Origin of the sequence: Filibacter tadaridae, from assembly GCF_900609045.1 — a bacterium.
Classification (GTDB): domain Bacteria; phylum Bacillota; class Bacilli; order Bacillales_A; family Planococcaceae; genus Sporosarcina; species Sporosarcina tadaridae.
Window position 1 is genome coordinate 1 of the sequence record NZ_UXAV01000053.1, and the last position, 1,218, is coordinate 1,218.

The window sequence follows — 1,218 nt, forward strand, 5'->3', positions numbered from 1 at the left end:
AACACGGAAGTTAAGCTCTTCAGCGCCGATGGTAGTTGGGGGTTTCCCCCTGTGAGAGTAGGACGTCGCCGGGCACCAAGAAAGTCATTGCTGAAAAGCGGTGGCTTTTTTTTAATGCCGAAAAATAAAGGATCCAAAGAGCGAAAAGTAATTCAGGCATTATTTCAACAAATCCTCCAGGGCAAATGTAAAGATGGGGAGTTTTTTTCGTTTAACATAGCTTTCGATGAGAAAGAACCTTATATCCAGTCATGGATCTACACAAGCGATTACTGTTTTTCGGATGTCGGAGTCTTGAAAGTTTAGTCAAGGGAAGTTCAAATGTTCATTTTTTCTCTGTCCCTAATAATCGGCAAACCCTTTTGGTGTGTGAGGGATGAAGCCCAATGGTAAATTATTAAAGCAATATAGAGGTAAAGTAGATTTTGAAATGAATATCATTAGCCGATGACTCCGCAGGAAAGGTGCTACGTAATTAGCAACAGGGTAGCAAAGGTAACCCCCTGCAGCAGGTGAGTACTGGTACGTAAAGAAACCACCCGTTTTTTGATGGTATAAAATTTAGCCCGTCCTAAATAGTTGGAAACAGAACTTTTAAATTTGGACTGCTAGGTTCGCAATTGTTTAGAATGTCCTCTTTGGATAGACTTCACAAAGAGTCAAGATAACTGAGTCTGGATGGGCAAGCGACGTACGCTAGTTGGAATACACATATAGAAGAAAGCCTAGCTTAGTGGATGCAAATAAATTGATGCATACTTTTTTAAAATAGAGCTTGCAAGTTTCAAGATAGGATGTTATAGTTAATAACGTTGCTTCTCCGACATATTGTAAACAATAAAAACGACTTAAAAAATAAGTTGAAAATAGTTGTTGACAAAGAGAAGATAACTTGATAAGATATAAGAGTTGCTGCTACAACAACGGCAGACAACGATGAACGATATGAACCTTGAAAACTGAACAGCAAAACGTCAATGAAATACAGCAAGAGTACCAAGTGTACTTGAGTAAAACATTTCTAAGTAACCGACTTACGTCGGAGCGAAGAAATACAAATTGTCATTAACAAAGAATTGAAATATATTCTTTTAATTAATGCCAGCAAGAAATGAGCTTCTCATTTTCTTCTATTATGGAGAGTTTGATCCTGGCTCAGGACGAACGCTGGCGGCGTGCCTAATACATGCAAGTCGAGCGGACAATAAGGAGCTTGCT

General features: G+C 38.9%; 2 rRNA genes. Both read left to right on the forward strand.

The features are described from left to right. Window positions 1–74, forward strand: a 5S ribosomal RNA gene (rrf, locus tag FILTAD_RS16305); the annotation flags it as partial. 1,058 nt (window positions 75–1,132) lie between these two features. Then, window positions 1,133–1,218, forward strand: a 16S ribosomal RNA gene (locus FILTAD_RS15025); the annotation flags it as partial.